General features: G+C 65.6%; 6 protein-coding genes. 1 reads left to right on the forward strand and 5 read right to left on the reverse strand.

The window, feature by feature from the left end; translation table 11 throughout:
* Positions 1-38: 38 nt before the first annotated feature.
* Complete coding sequence (locus VN856_RS13165; RefSeq protein WP_325689667.1) at positions 39-1,250, reverse strand: FAD-dependent monooxygenase; 1,212 nt, start codon at positions 1,248-1,250, stop codon at positions 39-41.
* A gap of 56 nt (positions 1,251-1,306) precedes the next feature.
* On the opposite strand from VN856_RS13165, the gene VN856_RS13170 reads away from it, so the two are divergent.
* Complete coding sequence (locus tag VN856_RS13170; protein ID WP_325689669.1) at positions 1,307-2,296, forward strand: LLM class F420-dependent oxidoreductase; 990 nt, start codon at positions 1,307-1,309, stop codon at positions 2,294-2,296.
* On the opposite strand, the gene VN856_RS13175 is transcribed toward VN856_RS13170, so the two are convergent.
* The 4 genes from VN856_RS13175 to VN856_RS13190 all read right to left on the reverse strand — a co-directional run.
* Positions 2,293-2,586: a putative quinol monooxygenase gene (locus tag VN856_RS13175; protein ID WP_325689671.1), complete on the reverse strand. Its 294-nt coding sequence runs from the start codon at positions 2,584-2,586 to the stop codon at positions 2,293-2,295. The genes VN856_RS13170 and VN856_RS13175 overlap by 4 nt on opposite strands.
* 18 nt (positions 2,587-2,604) lie before the next feature.
* Complete coding sequence (locus VN856_RS13180) at positions 2,605-3,609, reverse strand: ABC transporter substrate-binding protein (protein ID WP_325689673.1); 1,005 nt, start codon at positions 3,607-3,609, stop codon at positions 2,605-2,607.
* Positions 3,610-3,620: 11 nt separating this feature from the next.
* Entirely contained in the window at positions 3,621-4,358 is a 738-nt protein-coding gene (locus VN856_RS13185; protein ID WP_325689675.1) for an ABC transporter ATP-binding protein, read from the reverse strand.
* Positions 4,355-4,584, reverse strand: a 230-nt coding sequence (locus VN856_RS13190) for an ABC transporter permease subunit (protein WP_325689677.1), incomplete at its 5' end; no start/stop codon positions are given. The genes VN856_RS13190 and VN856_RS13185, both read right to left, overlap by 4 nt.

The following is a 4,584-nucleotide window of genomic DNA, read 5'->3' on the forward strand; positions in this document are numbered from 1 at the left end:
CTCCAGATCCCGATACCGGTGAGGTCCATCGGGCCACCCTACTGCCGCTCCAACTCCGGGTAGTCCGGTACTGGCATCGAGTCGTGCAGCCGCACGCCCTTGGTGTTCAGCCTCGCGACGGAGCGGGTGAACGGTGTCGGCAGCGACGACACCAACTGCACACCACGGGTGACGGCCCACACCCCGACGGCGGAGCCGGGAAGCAGGGTTCGGGCGGTGCCACGCGCGAAGACCCGGCTGCGGCTGACGCTGTCGGCCATCTCCTGCTGGTAGGCGGCGAACGCGCGCAGATGATCCCCGCTCGCGGCGATGAGTTCGCGGGCCAGCACGTAGGCGCCGATAACCGCGAGGCTGGTGCTGCCACCCACCGCAGGCCCGGGACAGTACCCGGCATCACCGACCAGCGTGACTCGTCCCCGTGACAAGATGCCCAGTGCCAATTGACTTATCGAATCGAAGTAGAAGGAGGGCGTATGGCCGACTTCGGCCAGCCAGCGGTCTGCCTGCTCGGCCAACCCGCCCAGCGCATCGCACAGTAACTCCTTCTGCCGCAGCGTGTCTCGGTAGTGATAGTCCAGCTCGGTCTTGCTCCGGAACATGAAAAGCGCCCGGGCGTCGTCAAGATGCTGCGCGGTGTAGATGCCCGCCATCCGCCCAACGCCGGCGTGGAGGATCATCTCGCCCTCGGGCGCAAGCGATTTAGGCACCGACACCACCGCGAGGTATCCACCGATGAACCGGGTGAGCCCCGCCTCCTCACCGAACACCAGGCGCCGGACATTCGAGTGCAGCCCGTCGGCCCCGACGATGACGTCGAACCTGCGCGTCGCCCCCTGTTCGAACGTCACCTCGCCGTCGTGAGAGATGGCCGTGATCGAGTCGCCGAACACATACTCGATGTGCTCGCGGCCGGCGTCGTAATACGCCTCGCTGAGATCGTCGCGCATGATCTCGACGTGCTGGTCGGATGCCGCGGCGACGATCTTGGTGAGGTCGACCGGCGCCGGGTGACTCCTGCCCTCGCGGTACAGCGTTAACCGATCCGTTCCGGTGGCGAGCGATTCGATGCGCGGCAGGACGCCCATCTTCGCCGAAATCTCCATCGACGGACGGAACAAGTCGACGGCGTGGCCGCCGGTCTTTCGTAGCGCCGGTGCGCGCTCGACGACGGTGACGTCGAAACCGCCGCGTGCGAGCCAATACGCCAGCACGGGCCCGGCGATGCTGGCACCCGAGATGAGGATCCGCATCAGACCTCCCTACGGCCTGCCCGTCTCGTATCTTCGCCGGGCTAGAGTCCGAGGTTATGCGATTCGGATTTTTCATCCCGCAAGGCTGGCGAATGGATCTGGTCGGCATCGACGTCGACCAGCACTGGGCGGTCATGCGCGATCTGGCTACCTACGCCGACGACAGTGCCTGGGACTCGGTATGGGTCTACGACCACTTCCACACCGTGCCGATGCCGACCGGCGAAGCCACCCACGAGGCATGGTCGCTGATGTCGGCGTATGCGGCGACGACGTCGCGGGTCAAGCTCGGCCAGATGTGTACGGCCATGAGCTACCGCAATCCCGTCTACCTCGCCAAAGTCGCCGCGACCGCCGACATCATCTCCGGTGGTCGCATCCAGATGGGCATCGGCGGTGGCTGGTATGAACACGAGTGGCGGGCATACGGTTACGGGTTTCCGTCGGCCGGCGAGCGATTGGGACGGCTCGACGAGGGCGTCCAGATCATGCGCGACGCCTGGCGGGACGGAAAGGTCAGCTTTGCCGGAAAGCACTATCAGGTTGACGGCGCGATCGTGGCACCGAAGCCGTTGCAGAACAATGGGATTCCGCTGTGGATCGCCGGCGGTGGCGAAAAAGTAACCTTGCGCATCGCCGCGAAATACGCGCAGTACACCAACTTCACTGGCGAATCCGAGGGCTTTGCGCACAAATCCGAAGTGCTCGCCACGCATTGCCGGGACGTGGGTACCGACTTCGACGCCATCGTGCGCTCGGTCAACATCAATGCAACCCTCGGCACCTCGCAGGCCGATGTCAAAGACCGGCTGCAGCGCATCCGGGACCGGATGATCGGCTATGTCCCGGAAGCGGCGGCCGACGCGATGATCGCCAGCGGCAGCGGGCCGGATTCGGCCACCGGCACCACGGAACAGGTGATCGAGCGGCTGGAAAATCTGCGCAGCCTGGGCTGCGAGTACGTGATCTGTTACTTCCCGGAGGCCGCCTACGACCGTTCCGGCATTGAGCTGTTCGAACGGGAAGTGATTCCGGCGCTGAGCTAAACGTCGGTGGTGGTGTAGCGCGTCTTGACCGGCGGCGCGGCCAGCAGCGGGGGTAGTTGCGTGACCTTGCCTTCTCCGGCGCGAAACGCTCGGTAGGCCTCGTCGTGCTCGACCGAATCCCAAACTTCGTAGATGATCCAGTGCGCTTCGTCGTCCGCGTCGACGAGCACGTCGGTTTGCAGGTTCCCGTCGAACGCCCGGGTGTCTTGCAACGTCCGCCCCATGAGTTCGCGCCCTGCGCCGACCTCTTCGGGCTTGAACCTGAGCTCCAGTAATACCGTGACCGCCATCGTCATCTCCTCGTGTCGTCAGGTGGTGCTCACCGAGAGCACACCGTTGAACCTACGGTCGACCCATTTGACGAAGTCGGGCGCCTCCGGAATCTGGTCCGCGGTCGCGAACAGGTCAGCGAGCCGTTGCTCGGCGGCCACCACCTTGTCATCCAGCGGCACCGGCAACCGCCGGATCCGGCTCTGTGCCAGCGCGGAGATAGTGACGTTCAAACCTACTGCGGCTGAATACTTCTCGGCCCACTGCTCGGGGTTGGCCCGCGCCCACTGGGCCGCCCGTTCGTAACGGAGCAGCAGATCGGACAACGCCGCATTGCGTTTCGGATCGGTCAGCGCTTTCACCGACGCGCTGCCGAACTGATAGCCGTTGTCCGCGGATCCGATACTGCGCACCTTCAGCGTCAGATTGGCTTGCGCCGTATAGGGATCCCAGATCACCCAGGCGTCGCCCTGTCCGTTGGCGAATGCGGACAGCGCATCGGCGGGCTGCAGAAACACCAGCTTGACGTCTTTCGGCTTGAGCCTTGCGTCGGCCAGGTGTTCGAGCACGTTGGCGTGGGCGGCGCTGCCCTTGGCCACCAGGATGGTCTTGCCCGCCAGATCGTGGACCGTCGCGATCGGCGAGTTGGTGCGCACCAGGATCTGCTCACCGGACCCCGCGCCGTCCCACACGGAAACCACCCGGGTCTTGGAGTTGGCCGCCGCGCCGAAGACCGGCGGTGTGTTGCCGGTGATCGCGAAATCGATGCGGCCCGCGTTCAACGCCTCGATCTGCGGTGGGCCTGACGTGAACGTGGAGAACTCGACGCGAAACGGCAGGCCGTCCAGGGCGTGCGCGGCGCGCAGCAGCGCTTCGGTGCCGCCTTTCTGGTCACCGATGTGCAGGGTCAATCCAGCCAGCTCCGCGGGCGGCACGGCCGCCGGCACCCCGATGGGTTGCGGTCCCTGAGATCGGGAGACGCACGCAGCCACCGTAGCGGTCAGTACTAGCAGGATGCCGAGGTGAAAGGCAGTGCGCTGCATGACCTTAGCCGTCAATGTCGAACGCCGAGCTTGTCGAGTAGGTCGGCACGGTACTCATCGTGCTTGGCGGTGCGCTCCGACGGTGTGGGCCGCGGAGATTCGATGGTGATGGAGTGGGCGACGCGGCCTTGCTCGAGGACCAGCACCCGGTCGGCCAGTTCGATCGCCTCATCCACGTCATGGGTGACCAGCAGGACGCCGAACCCGTGCCTGCGCCACAAGTCGAGCAGCAACGCCCGCATGGACAGCCGGGTGAGCGCGTCCAGCGCGCCGAACGGCTCGTCGAGCAGCAGCAGCTCCGGTTCGGCCACCAGTGCGCGCGCCAGCGAAACCCGTTGCGCCTGACCGCCGGACAATGTCAGCGGCCACGACTGGGCGTGGTCGGTAAGACCGATCTCGGCAAGGGCCAGTTCGCTGCGGGACCGGGCCGCCTCGGGGGACAGCCTGGTGCGGGTGAGCCCGTACTGCACGTTGGTCAGCACGTCGCGCCACGGGAAGAGCCGCGGCTCCTGAAAGGCGACCGCAGGAGCGCCGCTGACCTCCCGGTTGCCGGCGTGGTCATCGGAAAGGCCTGCCAGCACTCGCAATACGGTCGACTTGCCGCATCCGCTGCGACCGACCAACGCGACGATCTCGTTCGCCCGCACCTCCAGCGAGACGTCGTCGAGGACTCGTCGGTTGCCGTAGAACTTGTCGACGTTGCTGAGCTTGCCGACGACGGCGGTCTGCCGGTCGGAGGTGATGGTCATACGCGGTGCCTCAGGGCTCGATGTTCCAGGGCTCGGACGCCGGCGTCGGTGACGATGCCCAGCAACGCATAGACGGCCAGGCAGAAGATGATGATGTCGATCCGCACGAAGTCGCGCGCGTTGTTGATCAAGAAGCCAATGCCCTTGTCCGCGTTGATCTGCTCCGCGACGATCAGTGTCAGCCATGCGATGGCCAACGACTGCCGGAGTCCGACCAGCACCTGCG

Source organism: Mycobacterium sp., assembly GCF_035603715.1.
In the GTDB taxonomy this organism is placed as follows: Bacteria; Actinomycetota; Actinomycetes; order Mycobacteriales; family Mycobacteriaceae; genus Mycobacterium.